12 protein-coding genes and 1 pseudogene are annotated in these 12,815 nt (G+C 34.7%); 5 read left to right on the forward strand and 8 right to left on the reverse strand.

Features of this window, described 5'->3' with window-relative positions:
- Positions 1-242 precede the first annotated feature (242 nt).
- Positions 243-438 (forward strand): annotated as a pseudogene (locus tag AL499_RS12545) (IS5/IS1182 family transposase); the annotation flags it as partial.
- 293 nt (positions 439-731) lie between these two features.
- On the opposite strand, the gene AL499_RS08015 reads toward AL499_RS12545, so the two are convergent.
- The 3 genes from AL499_RS08015 to AL499_RS08025 are packed head-to-tail and all read right to left on the reverse strand — an operon-like array spanning position 732 to position 3,963.
- Positions 732-1,952, reverse strand: coding sequence for a NupC/NupG family nucleoside CNT transporter (locus AL499_RS08015; RefSeq protein WP_002492421.1), 1,221 nt, complete (start codon positions 1,950-1,952; stop codon positions 732-734).
- Between the two features lie 9 nt (positions 1,953-1,961).
- Positions 1,962-2,873, reverse strand: a complete 912-nt coding sequence (locus AL499_RS08020) for a pseudouridine-5'-phosphate glycosidase (RefSeq protein WP_002492513.1) — start codon at positions 2,871-2,873, stop codon at positions 1,962-1,964.
- Entirely contained in the window at positions 2,857-3,963 is a 1,107-nt protein-coding gene (locus AL499_RS08025) for a carbohydrate kinase (protein ID WP_002460690.1), read from the reverse strand. The genes AL499_RS08020 and AL499_RS08025 overlap by 17 nt, the downstream gene beginning before the upstream one ends.
- Before the next feature lie 300 nt (positions 3,964-4,263).
- On the opposite strand from AL499_RS08025, the gene AL499_RS08030 reads away from it, so the two are divergent.
- Together AL499_RS08030 and AL499_RS08035 are read left to right on the forward strand one after the other, a co-directional pair.
- The gene (locus AL499_RS08030; RefSeq protein WP_002460689.1) at positions 4,264-5,082 is read left to right on the forward strand and encodes a CPBP family intramembrane glutamic endopeptidase; all 819 of its coding nucleotides are present in this window, start codon (positions 4,264-4,266) and stop codon (positions 5,080-5,082) included.
- 19 nt (positions 5,083-5,101) lie between these two features.
- The gene (locus AL499_RS08035) at positions 5,102-5,683 is read left to right on the forward strand and encodes an NDxxF motif lipoprotein (RefSeq protein WP_002460688.1); all 582 of its coding nucleotides are present in this window, start codon (positions 5,102-5,104) and stop codon (positions 5,681-5,683) included.
- 158 nt (positions 5,684-5,841) lie between these two features.
- Here the strand turns inward: AL499_RS08035 and AL499_RS08040 are convergent, their stop codons facing one another.
- On the reverse strand, positions 5,842-6,642 hold the full coding sequence (locus tag AL499_RS08040) for a CPBP family intramembrane glutamic endopeptidase (protein ID WP_002479005.1): 801 nt from the start codon (positions 6,640-6,642) through the stop codon (positions 5,842-5,844).
- Positions 6,643-6,931: 289 nt separating this feature from the next.
- On the opposite strand from AL499_RS08040, the gene AL499_RS08045 reads away from it, so the two are divergent.
- The gene (locus AL499_RS08045; protein WP_002492411.1) at positions 6,932-7,579 is read left to right on the forward strand and encodes a CPBP family intramembrane glutamic endopeptidase; all 648 of its coding nucleotides are present in this window, start codon (positions 6,932-6,934) and stop codon (positions 7,577-7,579) included.
- 91 nt (positions 7,580-7,670) lie between these two features.
- On the opposite strand, the gene pcp is transcribed toward AL499_RS08045, so the two are convergent.
- Genes pcp through AL499_RS08060 form a run of 3 tightly spaced genes read right to left on the reverse strand, consistent with a single transcriptional unit; the run spans position 7,671 to position 9,977 of the window.
- Positions 7,671-8,309, reverse strand: a complete 639-nt coding sequence (gene pcp, locus AL499_RS08050) for a pyroglutamyl-peptidase I (RefSeq protein WP_002460684.1) — start codon at positions 8,307-8,309, stop codon at positions 7,671-7,673.
- Positions 8,310-8,353: 44 nt separating this feature from the next.
- Positions 8,354-9,280 carry a DUF979 domain-containing protein gene (locus AL499_RS08055; protein ID WP_002460683.1) on the reverse strand — a complete coding sequence of 309 codons (927 nt, stop codon included), beginning with the start codon at positions 9,278-9,280 and terminating at the stop codon, positions 8,354-8,356.
- A complete protein-coding gene (locus AL499_RS08060; RefSeq protein WP_002460682.1) occupies positions 9,261-9,977 on the reverse strand; it encodes a DUF969 domain-containing protein in 717 nt (238 codons plus the stop codon). Before AL499_RS08060 ends, AL499_RS08055 begins: the two co-directional genes overlap by 20 nt.
- 284 nt (positions 9,978-10,261) lie before the next feature.
- Here AL499_RS08060 and AL499_RS08065 point away from each other — a divergent pair, with 284 nt between their 5' ends.
- Complete coding sequence (locus AL499_RS08065) at positions 10,262-11,635, forward strand: MFS transporter (RefSeq protein ID WP_002492370.1); 1,374 nt, start codon at positions 10,262-10,264, stop codon at positions 11,633-11,635.
- A 117-nt stretch (positions 11,636-11,752) separates the two neighbouring features.
- Here AL499_RS08065 and AL499_RS08070 read toward each other — a convergent pair whose 3' ends face one another.
- Positions 11,753-12,733, reverse strand: a complete 981-nt coding sequence (locus tag AL499_RS08070) for a choloylglycine hydrolase family protein (RefSeq protein ID WP_002492511.1) — start codon at positions 12,731-12,733, stop codon at positions 11,753-11,755.
- Between the last annotated feature and the right edge of the window lie 82 nt (positions 12,734-12,815).

Raw genomic sequence — 12,815 nt, forward strand, 5'->3', positions numbered from 1 at the left:
AGCGCTCAGATGAATTGAATTCAACTCATCTGAGCGCTTCTTTTTATTCAATACTTCGTATTGTTGGCTCGCTTTCTTAGGGGACAGCTTCAGCCTGTAGTCTTCAGCTCGTCCTGTTTCCTCAAGAGTCTCGCCAAAATACGTTGCATTTATATGTAATTTTACATCAACATACTTTAAAAAAATAAGGCACTTTCGTATCATTTAATAAATATCACTAAACTAAATTAACGAGGTACCTTATGTATAAAGATTATAATGTGACGCAACTTACACTATACACTACCAATGGAAACTTCAATTCTTATTCCTACAAATAATATTTCTCGATATGTAAATGAAATTGTTGAAACAATCCCAGATAATGAATTTGATGAATTCAAACACTATCGTGGGACTACATCTTATCCCCCTAAAATGATAACGAGCTGTATATTATAATACATAAGAGAAAAGACAATTTCTATCAAATAATTTTAATAGAAATTGTCTTTTTTACATTGTTTAGGAACTTAATGTCCAGACCTTTTTAGTATAAATCCACAAGAAAAGTACGTCTTAATCATATTTGTTAATGTTAAAGACACATATAAGTATGGAGTATATAAAGAAGCACAAAGACGATTCTTAATTTTAAATCATCTTTGTGCTATTATATTGGGATTTATGTCCCACGTTCGTATATATATTTATTGGATTTAAGAGCTACGATAGTGTAGAGGATGATGTCATTATAATACCAAACCGATAAGGCTTGCTGACACGATTGAAGCTAGAGTTGCACCTAAAAGTAGTCGTAGTGCAAATGTCGCTACTTTATTGCCTTGCTCACTACTAATTCCTTTGATGGCTCCCACCATAATACCAACTGTCCCAAAGTTGGCGAAACTGACTAAGTATACCGAAATAATACCTTGTGTTTTAGGTGATAAAGATGAAGCTATCTTTTGGAAGTCTATCATCGCAACAAACTCATTCGTAATTAATTTAGTAGCCATAATCGATCCAGCACGAATCGCTTCTTCCCATGGTACACCCATAATAAAAGCGATTGGCGCAAAAATATAACCAATGATTTGTTTGAAGTCTAGACCCACCAGATCAAAGACAATTGTAATGCCTTTCATTAATGAGATAAATGCGAGTAACATGATGGCGACCGTTACTGCAATCTTGAAACCATCAATCGCGCTGTCTCCAATCATTTGGAAGAATGCAGGTTTCTTTGCTTTAGTTGAACCATTTACCGTCTTCTTGTTTGTTGCTTGTGTATCAATCACATTTAAATCTACTTCCTTGTCATCAGAATGATAAGGATTGATGATACTTGCGATAATTAATGCGCTGAAGATATTTAACATAACGGCAGTTACAACGTATTTTGGTTCAATCATCTGCATATAAGAGCCTAGCATTGCCATACTAACTGCACTCATCCCTGAAGTTGTAATCGTGTATAACTTTTCTTTAGACAGCTTTGGAATAATATCTTTAACTGTTAAGTAAACTTCAGGTTGACCTAACATCGATGTTGAAATAGCAATATAGCTTTCTAGTTTTCCCATGCGTGTAATTTTATTGATAATATAACCGACAACTTTAATAATGAAAGGCAAGATTTTGAAATAATTTAATATGCCAATGAGCACTGAAATAAACACTAATGGCAATAACACATTTAAGAAGAAATTATAGCCACCTTTATTTTGCAAGTCTCCAAATACAAAATCTATACCAGCTTTACTAATATTCATCAGCCCTTCAAAGAAGGTTCCCATGGCGGTCAGAATATGTAAACCTATCGTGGTGTTCATCATAAATAAGACAAGCAGTACTTGGATTACTAACATAATCAATGGTTTTTTATAGTCAATTGCTTTCCTATTAAAGCTAAAAATAAATGCTACGATTAAAGCAAAAGCAACACCTAACATCCCAAATAGTATTGACATGATTATCACCTACAGTTGATTGAAAGCAACCGCTATTTGAGCACCAACGACAGCGTTATTTTCAACTAATTTAATATTTGTTTGTAAACTTTTTCCTGCAGTTTTTTCAACAATTGTTTTGAGTAAGAATGGTGTAGAATCTTTCCCGTGGATTCCTTGAACTTTTGCTTCTTTGACAGCATCATCAATGATTGCATCGATGTAGTCTTTAGGTAGTTCATCTTTTTCAGGAACTGGATTAGCAATGACCATACCACCTTCAAGATGTAAATCTTGTTTAGCTTTAAAAATACGTGCTATTTCTTCGGGTGTGTCTGCACGACTTGTCAATGCTACGCCACTTTCTCTAGTGAAAAATGCGGGCAGTTCGTCTGTTTGGTAGCCAATAACAGGCACACCTTTTGTTTCTAAATATTCCATTGTTTTTGGCAGATCTAATATTGATTTAGCGCCTGCACAGATAACGCTAACATTTGTTTTTGCAAACTCATCTAAATCTGCAGAAATATCCATGGTTTCTTCTGCACCTTTATGCACGCCACCAATACCACCAGTGACAAAGAATGGTATGTCAGCTAATGCTGCACAAATCATTGTAGATGCTACAGTTGTGGCACCAATGCGTTTAGTAGCAATGATTTCTGGTAAATCACGACGAGAAACTTTAGCAACATTTTCACTATGTGCGAGTGTTTCTAAATCTGCCTCGTTTAAGCCGATTTTAATTTTTCCATTTATCAAAGCAATCGTCGCTGGAACAGCACCATGGTCACGAATGATTTGCTCTACATTTTTGGCCATTTCGATATTTTGAGGGTAGGGCATACCATGAGAAATGATTGTTGATTCTAAAGCGACGATCGGTTGATTATGCTTTTTCGCTTCAGCTACTTCGCTTGAAAATTCAAGATATTGCTTCATAATTATATTCCTCCATATCACGTTTAAGTTGTTCATTATCAAGGTTTTGACGTACGGTATAATTTGTTTCAACCGTTTTTAAAGAATTGACCATGCCGGATTTAATAATATCTTGGAGTGAGAAGTCATTGAGCCAACTATAAATCACTGCACTAGTAAAGGAGTCACCAGCTCCAGTCGCATCGACAAAATGCTGTGCTGGAGAAATAGGTACGATGTGTTCTGTATGACAATTTTTAAAAATAAGTGGTTCAAGACCGTTTGTAATGATGACATTAGACACGCCGAGTTCAACCCATTTTTCTGCAGCACGTTGCATGTCAGAAATATTGCGAATTGACATATTAAGATATGTCTCACTCTCATCACGATTGATGATTAACCAATCTACGGCGTGCAAGGATTGAGGCATGCGTACCATCTTAGGTGAAGAAACTGGCACGATAACAAACTTAATATGATTCTTTTGGGCAAAAGCACTAAGAAATTCTAGCGCGCTTTTAGGTAAATTCAAATCAGCAACGAGACACTTTGCTTTAGTTAAAATTTGTGCATAACGTGCTAAAAAATCAGGTGTAATCTGTTCATAGATTTCCATATCAGCAAAGCCATATTCCATATCGCCATCTTTAATGACAGCAGTGTATGAGCCTGTGCTAGCATTTTCTATTGGTTGTATGGCGCTTAAATCCATGAAAGGTGAAGACATTCTATTAATCATATCCCATTCACTATCATTACCACTTGCAGTTAAAAAGGTCACTTTCTCTCCTAAACGGCCTAAATTTTCTGCAATATTCCTACCAACACCACCGATGGATCTGGAGGAGGAAACAGGATTAGATGTTTTTGGTTGTAAGGGTGTATCAATATAGAATTTGCGATCGACGTTAGCCGCGCCAATGCAAACAATCGGGCTTTCTTCATTTATGACATAAGCCTTACCAAGTATGTATCGTTGGCGCATTAATCCGGAAATAATATTTGCAACTGCCGGTCGTGATAATCCTATGCGTTCAGCTAATTCAAGTTGTGTAATATAAGGGTTTTCTTTAACCAAGTTGAAAATTGCTTGTTCATTTTTATTCATCTGTGCACCTCCTTATAAACATATGTTTTTAATATAAACAAATGTTTTAATATTCATATATATAGTAACATATTACATGCATTTTAGTAAACGTTTACAATCGAAATTTTGCATATAGAAGTGTGTAAAAAGTCATAAACATGAGGAATTATAGGTTTTTAACTAATTTGTGAACTGAAAATAGTTGATGTTATATATGATGGTTTAAGAGAATTATTAGTTTATTGAAAAATATGATAATATGTATTTGTATTTGAAGTTAATGTAATCATAGTCATTTAAGGGAAGGAAAATACATAAATGAACTATATAAAGATTTTGGGGATGTTTGTTTTAGCATTTTTGATGATTATTGTTGCACAAGCCTTAGGAGCTATTTTTGATGAGATGATTCCATTTTTAGGGATAGGTATAATCATCAGTGCATTAATTTATTGTATTGTGATTTATTTTTTTGTGCGGTTAATGATAGAAAAGGGACTAAAGCAAAGACGCGTAGATTATCGAATTGTATCACCACATTTTGATATCAGAGCGGTTATACTTGGTATCATTTTACCGCTTAGCGTTATACTATTTTATTTGATTTTTGTGCCTGGGGAATTTAAAATCTCACATTTTAAGACACAGGATACGTTGTTCCGTTCGCTATTTTGGGATATTTTCCAAGTGGCTGTAGCCGGTGCTATAGTTGAAGAGCTTGTTTTTCGTGGTCTATTGATGGGCTATATTGAGAAAAAGACTAATATTGTTGTTGCCATTTTGACTACGAGTATATTTTTTGGCGCAATTCACGTACTTAATGGCGCGTTAAATGTAGGAAGCTTTCTTCAATTATTAGTTGGTGGTTCTTTGGCAGGTGTTATGTTTGGATTAACTGCTTATGTCTTCCGTAGTATTTGGGCAAGTGCGACATTGCATTTCTTCTGGAACATCAGTCAAGTCTTTTATATCACAGAGAAACAAGTTGATGATAAAGTATTTCAATACATACTCGACAGTCATAACTTTGCACTTACAGGTGGTGAATTTGGTTTTGAAGCGTCAATCATATCTATTTTGGGTTACGTGAGTGTTATTGTAGTGTTAGTCATGTTAAGGCGGAGATTAAGACAATAGATAAAATAGGAGTTTGATTATGAAAAAATTTGTACTTATATTAACATTATGCTTGCTATCATTCATAATTGTCGCTTGTGACACAGAAGACGATCACGATGATGACGATGATAGTGTGACGAAGAAAAAAATACCTACTCAAATTTTCAATAAACAAACAACAAATGATTCAATTTCTGAAAAGACAATGAAGCAAGATATTCAGCTTTATTTAGATACTGATCGTGAGTTGACAGATGCAAAATTCTACTATATGGATATCATAGATTCTGATGATAAGTTAACGACATCACAACAAGATGAATTTGCTAAATTGATGCAACTTACTGATCAAAATGATCAAAATTTTGCGCGCTATATTCATAATAACGTGTTACCAAAGGGTGGCTATGATAAGTTCACGAATAAAATAAGTGAATATACAAAAGCAAGTAATAAAATAGACAAGAAGAGTTATGAACTTTCTAAAAAAGATGACGCATCTGTACTTGATGATATTAAACAGTTAAATGAGGATAGAGACGTTGTCAATGGAAGAGAACAGAAGAAAATTGAAAAGTTCTTAAAAGCAAAAGGCATTAAAACAAAGGCATATGATTAATTAAACAGAGTAGCCACGTGCTTTAGTTGTATTGTCTTGAATTAATTGAATAAAAATAAAAGCATATAAAAATGGCAGTTTTCATATAAATCCAAAGAAAATTGCCATTTTTTAATACTGCGAAACTGTTTATTTTTTATGTCATAGCCTTTTTCTGACTAGTGAAGTAAGACATAGAAGTAGCCTATGAGCAGGATAATACCAGTAGTACTATTATGAATCATATGAACCATCATGCTATCTCGAACATTACCGCGTCGTGAATAAGCAAGATAAAAAATAATTCCCATAAACATAAACATTAATATTGAAATAATGTCAGTTACGCTATGTTGTAAAGCAAAGATCAAGGATGACAAGATTAATGGCAACCAGAAAGCTGCACGACTAAATAATGTTTCCTTAAAAATACCTCTATAAATGAGCTCTTCAAGATACGGCGTGAGTATACTAATTGTTAGTATAAACATCAAAAATGGAAAAATTTGAGGTAATTGACTTGCATCTGAGATCTGATGATTCGCATCACCTAATAGCATTTTGTCATTTTCGCTTTGCCCCGATCCAGTTGTGATATGTAGCAAATAACTAAAAGCCAGTGCCAAAACACGTAACAATACTGCCCAACCAATATTAATACCGATATCTTTTAGTTTAAATTTCTGACGTTCTTCATATGAATGGCGTATGTAATAACGTCTAATGAGCCACGTAATGATTGTCGCTATAACTATAAATAGGCATGTAAGTATTGCTCCGCTGAATGAATTAAATATAGAAGACAACTTGAGGATTCCAAAAATTATTAAGATCACCATTTGTGATAAAAGCATCCAGCCAATAAAGATCAAAATATTTAGGATGATATTACCTCTAGGTTTTACATTTTTGGTACTGCTTTCTATCGTGCTATTTGTTTCGTTGTAGCGCTGTTCTGTTGAAGTATGGTAATCATTCACTATAAACCCACCCTTTTATGTTGATTTTGAAATCATAACAATGCAACATTGCGCATCTACATGAGTAATGTAACATATAATTGACATCATCTACAAGTTGTTATAGTGCTTCACAAGAATTTTAAAAAAAAGGATGCTTAAAATTAGCTTAAATTGTTTCGTAAGAACTTGTGCTTGTGTTAAAAGCACGATAAAGTTTGCTTATAAAGTATTTGAAATATACGTATTAGTGAAGAAATATGACAGTAATACAATGAGTTTCATAATAAAAGACAGAGAGGTAAATATTATGATAGAGACACATCAACCGCTTCATCAATACCAATTATCGACGAAACATTATTGGAAATTGTTATTACAAAGTATCATGTTTATCATATTATTGTTTATAGCTGAATCATTAGATTTTCTTTTTTTAAAAAGTGGTTACTATTATTTATTATCGCTAGCCTTTTTAGTCGGTATATTTGGTTTAATGAACGCATTCAATTTGCATGTCTTTAATTTTAATAAGCTAACCAAGCGGCACCTTGTTTATGTTGTTATTGGTGTCATTATATCCATTGTATGTGATTATATTGCAATGTTTTTTATTTCTACGACAGCAAATCAAGAGGAATTAGATGCATATTTAAGTGGTGTACCATTGTTACTACAACTGTTATCTATTGGGATTGTAGGACCAATTATAGAAGAGTGTATTTTTCGTGCCTTCATAATTAAAGGGATTTTTCGTCGAATTCCCATTGTTGGGGGGATCGTTTCAGTCATTGCCTTTGCCGCAGTTCATGGACCATCTAATGTTATAGAATGGATTGTCTATGGTATTTCAGGAATCATCTTAGTTGTAGCTTTTTTAAAAACACAACGTTTAGAGGTATCTATTTTAATCCATATATGTATTAACGTTGAAGCGACTATCGTTTCATTTTTGTAAAACGTTTACATATTGTATCACAAAGTAAATGAAAGCCACAAAATGTGTTGTTTAAAGCATTTTGTGGCTTTACAAATGTAATAACTATATTTTAATGTGTCTCACCTAAGGCGATTTTTTGGTCATCACCATAAGATATCACTTTTATGGCAGCAGTTAAGCCCTTTGTCATCGTGTCTATTGACATGGAAGGTGTTTCAGGTTTAGTTGTTACTTGTTCAGGAATAAAAGGAACATGAATAAAACCAAATAAAAGATCTGTAAATTGTGTATCAGCAAGATAACCAAGTTGATATAGGACATGGTTGCAGACAAACGTGCCAGCAGTGTTTGATAATTTTGCTGGAATACCTTCAGCTTTAATCGCTTCTGTCATTGTTTTAACAGGCAAATTTGAGAAGTATGCAGGTGCACCATCAGGCTGAATCGCTACATCAATAGGTTGATTACCTTTGTTATCAGCGATACGTGCATCATCGATATTAATACCGACACGTTCTGGTGTGATTTCAAAACGTCCACCGGCTTGTCCAATAGCTAATACGGCATCAAAATGTTGTTGTGCTAATTTCTGTGCAATGACATCTTTAGATTCATGAAAGACTGTCGGTATTTCTAGTTTAGTAATAGTATGTGCACCGATGTTCGTGTCTAAACGTTTAACGACTTCTAATGCGGGGTTAATTTTTTCTCCACCAAAGGGATCAAATGCTGTAACGAGTATGTCCATAAATATATTACCTCCTAAAATTTTTACGGAATGCGTGTCTATAGTTAGAATGCCCAGAAATACATTAATGCAATATGAACAATAATTAACGCGATGGCAATTGGTGCTTGTGCTTTAATGACGCCAAATTCATGTTTCATTTCAAGCAAAGCGACAGGTAACGTGTTAAAGTTAGCAGCCATTGGTGTTAATAAAGTTCCACAAAATCCACCAGTCATCGCTAAGGCACCTGCAATCACTGGATCGCCACCTTGTGCAATGACAAAAGGAATACCAATACTTGCAGTAATGACAGTGAATGCTGCAAAAGCATTACCCATCAATATAGTGAAGATTACCATACCTAAGATATAAGCGATAGCACCGATAAAATGATTGCCTTCAGGTAAAAATGATGAAATACCCTTAGAAATGACTTGGCCTACGCCACTAGCAGTAAAGAGAACACCTAATGCTGCTAAAAATTGCGGCAATATACCTGTAGTACCAACTTGTTGTGTCAAACGATCGCTATCATACAGGATGTAGTGTAATTTTGGTCTAATAATCCATACAGCGGCGATTAAACCGAGTACTGATGAAATACCTAAGCCAATGGCACCACCTAAAGGCGTCCAGTTTGAAACAACAACTGCAATAACGGCTAAGGCCACTGCAGGAATAAATAATTTATTACCATAACGGTCAGATCCGCGTTCAGCTTCTTTCTCAGTGACATCGATAATGTTTTTAATTTGGACTTGTTTAAAGAGTGTTAATGCCCCCATACATAATACGAGCGCACCATTAAGTGCATTTGGAATATAAGGACCAGCAATAAAAAGTATAGCTAATATAGTCCAAAATAGTGCAGTCCCAATTCGTTTTTGTTTATCAGTAGCTCGTAAAGCACGATAAGCAGTATATAAAAATTGTAGTCCAATTAAAATATAAAAAAATTCAAGAATGTGGTTAATTGTTGTTTGACTCATGTGTTTTCACCTCGTTGCGACCATATTTTTTATTGAAATAACGATCTAACATCATGTTTTTAATCCATATAAGCAGTAATGTAATAACTGCTACTGGAATTGATGCAAGAACTAAGTCGATGGCGTTTACTTTAATATGTAATGAGCTAAATGTTCCAACCATCAACAAGACCCCAGCAGCCCCAACAAATAAATTTTGGCCGAAGAAGTTCCCATAGTTTTCCATTGCTGATGCTTCAGCTTTAAGCTTTTCAATATCTTTGGCATCAATCGTAGCATCAGTAAGATTATAACGTGTACGTAAAGCACCTTGTACCATAGGATTGATAAGTGGACGCACAAATTGAGGGTGCCCACCAACACGAATGGATGCGATGCCTGCAATCTCTCGAATAATTAAATAGAGTGTAAGTAGCCTTCCAGCGGTGACGCGTTTCACATTACTGATTAGTTTAGAAGCTTGTTGTTTTAAGCCAAAACGTTCAATCAAACCAACCATAGGCAATGTCAACATGAAGAGTGTAACTAAACGGTTGTCAACGAAAGCCTTGCCTAGAATAGACAAAACCTCTGTGAAATCTAAGCCAGATACAAGACCAGTAATTAATGCAGCTACAAGAATAACCGCAATCGTATCAAACTTAAATAAAAATCCCAAAATAATAATTAATATCCCAATCAATTTAAGCCATTCCATAATAATCCTCCTTAACAAATAATCATTGCATATATATACTGCAATTTTCTTAATATTAGCATAACTAAAAAATAAAATGAATTACATTTATGATGAATAAAGAATTGAAAAAATAAATTTTAGCGGTAAATAAAATACCTATGCGATTTGTTTGGTGAAGTCGTTAATTAGAAAAGTCATTATTCGTATAGTGTTGCAAGCTGAAGCATGATATAATAACGAATGGTTAATTGATAATTATTCTCAATAGGAATTGACCTTAGAATGTTAAAGGAGTGAATGATGTGTCTATCAAAGACCATAAATTTGATTTAAGTCTAGTACTCGCTGCATGTTTGGCAGTGTTAACATATTGGATGTTTGCCCAGTCATTTATTAATATAGGTGCAAGCGTACAACATACTTTTGGAGCAGTGGATACGACATTAAACTTATCTATTAGTATTGTTGCGTTTGTCACAGGAATTTTTATGGTTGGTGCAGGTGATGTTGCGGATAAAGTTGGAAACTTAAAAATGACTAAATTGGGGCTGATGTTAAGTATTATTGGCTGTATATGTTTAATTAGTACCCATTTAACAGCATTTCTGATTATTGGTCGTATATTTCAAGGTTTATCTGCAGCGGTACTATTACCGTCTACGATTGGCTTAGTGACGGATCGTTTTAGTGGGGAAACGTTACGTAAAGCATATAGTTATTTGATGATTGCCACTGTTGGGGGGATTGGTTTTGCTTCATATATTGGTGGGACAATATCACAATACTTACATTGGCAAAGTATTTTCGTTTTATCTATTATTTTATCTGTGGTTGCTTTATGGATATTAAAGAATAAACAAGAGGTGCCTCGTGCAGAACGTAATCATCAGCCATTTGATTATGTTGGTATGTTCATTTTTGGGGTGTTTATTGCTGCGTTAATGATATTAATGACACAAGGGTTTAACTATGGGATAGGTACATTTACTATCACACTTGTAGTTGTAATGATTATGGCGCTCATTATCTTTTATTTATATGAAAAACGACAAAAAGTACCATTCATCGATTTTTCAATTATCAAAAACAGAGCTTTTTTAGGATCAACAATTAATAATTTTGTGGTTAATACAGGGACAGGAACAACGGTTGTCTTTAATGTTTATGCCCAAAAGCAACTCGGATTGACTGAAATGCAAACAGGCTTGGTAATAGTACCTTATACGATTATGGCAATTGCGATGATTCGTTTAGGTGAACTTGCGATTAAACGCTATGGCGGTAAAAGTATGTTAATCGCCGGTCCATTATTCCCAACATTAGGTATTATGCTGATTAGTATGACATCATTAACGACACATTTATATATTGCGATTGTAACAATTGCTTACGTGATTTGTGCTATCGGCAATGGCTTAGTTGCAACGCCAGGATTGACGATTGCGATTTTTAATATGCCAGAGCACAAAGTAAGCTTTGCTACAGGACTTTATAAAATGGGTGCGACGCTTGGTGGTGCATTCGGCATTGCCTTTAATACGACCATATTTACTGTATGTTTGCAATTCTATACAGTTGAAACGGCAGCTATGGTTTCGTTTATTGCGGGTGCCATTGTGATGATTTTAGGTGTTATTTCAGCCTTTGTATTGATACCGCGCAATGTAAAAGCTTAAAATTTGATTTTAAATCATTTCTGGCTGGGATATCAATAACAAAATAATAGCACAAAGATGATTTGACATTAAAAATCGTCTTTGTGCTTCTTTTATATTTATGCTAAAACTGTGTGCTTAATTTAGCTTAGTGGTTGATATGCCAGATATTGGTTCGAATAGTTGTAAGTGCGACTGGTTAAGCAAGGATTCAGTTAGTGATAATTCAATAATCTGATTGGATTGATAATATTTGACGAACATCGTGCGTGAAGTTAGATTAAAGACGGTTTGATATAACGTATAATGCAAATCGTCATTTTGTGAGCGTACGGCACCTTTTGGAATGCTTACAGCATCAAGAATTCTGAAGGCGTCAAGAACTGCATGATCGTCATCAGAAGGTTGTAGATGACGTATAAGATAAGCTGCACGTACAAAGCGCTCTGGAGAGGTGAATCCGCCAGGTAAACCTCGTGTGCCACCTTCACTACCAAGCGTTGTTAGTTCGACATCATTAAATTGTTTGGCTGAAGGACGATAAGGTGTGATTGCGACATAGTTTTTTAAATTTTCGTAATGCCAATTTAAGTCAGGATTATTCGTCAACACAGCAATTGGATTGTCATGAATGACTACACGTCCTTGGTCAAATGTTAACTCGACTGTACGACCACTAGCATCAGAAACGTGATAATGTAATGGTGGTACATCGTTGATATCATTTAAAGTTACAGCTACAACGTTAACTTGATCCGCATGAGCACATAACTCTTCTATAGATTGATGGTAGCCAAGTACCCAAGTAAGTACTTCATTTTGTGAAATGTTCATAGCATCGTCACGGCACTGAGAGGCATAACTGCAATAATCACGATTGTACTGAGTGGAGATGGCTAATCCGTGTTCATTCATACCATCACCAAAAATAAATCCTTCCATGTCGCTGCCAGTACCAACAAAGCCATAAAGCGTTTGTCCTTGATAATCGACACGTGATTTCCATTCATAATGACGTGGCTGGACGGCAGGATGTCCAGTTAAAGGCCAGTCATAATCCATTGTTCTTCCTAGAATAACTTCATTATTATGTGATTGGAAAGTAAAGCCTGTACACATGTTTACAACAACCTCCAATAGATTTAATTGAGAATTATTTTCAATTATAATAGGTTGAGACAGCTGTTTCAACTTTTTAAAA

The organism is Staphylococcus lugdunensis, assembly GCF_001558775.1.
Lineage (GTDB): Bacteria > Bacillota > Bacilli > Staphylococcales > Staphylococcaceae > Staphylococcus > Staphylococcus lugdunensis.

Bases quoted from the DNA above. Each gene is read 5' to 3' on its own strand.
- AL499_RS08015 (WP_002492421.1), bottom strand. From the start codon at position 1,952: ATGTCAATACTATTTGGGATGTTAGGTGTTGCTTTTGCTTTAATCGTA.
- AL499_RS08020 (WP_002492513.1), bottom strand. From the start codon at position 2,873: ATGAAGCAATATCTTGAATTTTCAAGCGAAGTAGCTGAAGCGAAAAAG.
- AL499_RS08025 (WP_002460690.1), bottom strand. From the start codon at position 3,963: ATGAATAAAAATGAACAAGCAATTTTCAACTTGGTTAAAGAAAACCCT.
- AL499_RS08030 (WP_002460689.1), top strand. From the start codon at position 4,264: ATGAACTATATAAAGATTTTGGGGATGTTTGTTTTAGCATTTTTGATG.
- AL499_RS08035 (WP_002460688.1), top strand. From the start codon at position 5,102: ATGAAAAAATTTGTACTTATATTAACATTATGCTTGCTATCATTCATA.
- AL499_RS08045 (WP_002492411.1), top strand. From the start codon at position 6,932: ATGATAGAGACACATCAACCGCTTCATCAATACCAATTATCGACGAAA.
- pcp (WP_002460684.1), bottom strand. From the start codon at position 8,309: ATGGACATACTCGTTACAGCATTTGATCCCTTTGGTGGAGAAAAAATT.
- AL499_RS08055 (WP_002460683.1), bottom strand. From the start codon at position 9,280: ATGAGTCAAACAACAATTAACCACATTCTTGAATTTTTTTATATTTTA.
- AL499_RS08060 (WP_002460682.1), bottom strand. From the start codon at position 9,977: ATGGAATGGCTTAAATTGATTGGGATATTAATTATTATTTTGGGATTT.
- AL499_RS08070 (WP_002492511.1), bottom strand. From the start codon at position 12,733: ATGTGTACAGGCTTTACTTTCCAATCACATAATAATGAAGTTATTCTA.